The sequence below is a fragment of the Bacillus hominis genome (assembly GCF_018332515.1).
GTDB classification, from domain to species: Bacteria; Bacillota; Bacilli; order Bacillales; family Bacillaceae_G; genus Bacillus_A; species Bacillus_A hominis.
The window spans coordinates 1-499 of sequence record NZ_BOQD01000607.1; the positions used below are offsets into that span (position 1 = coordinate 1).

General features: G+C 23.4%; 1 pseudogene. It reads right to left on the reverse strand.

Annotation, left to right across the window (positions count from 1 at the left end):
• Positions 1-394: 394 nt before the first annotated feature.
• A pseudogene (locus tag KI356_RS27600) lies at positions 395-499 on the reverse strand (DNA-binding protein); the annotation flags it as partial.

Genomic DNA, 499 nt, shown 5'->3' on the forward strand with positions numbered 1-499 from the left:
ATCCATTTATAAGGAGTACAATATTTACAAAAAAAATCATATTCACTATATAGGTGCAAATCCGCATCTCTCATAAGTAAATGTTCAAACTTCTTAATAACTATTAAATGTATATATTTTTTTAAAGTTAAAAAATATATACATACTTAAAAGTACTGTAAATGGACGAATAAAAACGACTATCTATGTTAAATATCCAGTAAAACTTATTATCAACTACTGTATAGATCATTTATGTTTATCTAAATTTACAGACGGTTTATTACTTTTAATTACAATATAAATCTTTAACTATGTTAAATTTAACATATCAAAACAAATACTACTTTGATACTCAAATGAGTTTTTTAATACAAAAAAACTACCTAATAATAGATAGTTTTTTCATAATATATTAAGAAGCAGGATAATAAATAGTCATACTCACTCTTGTTAATGTTTCTCCTAAATTGTAATAAACATGTGGTCGATCCGCCTTAAATCTAATGGAATCACCACT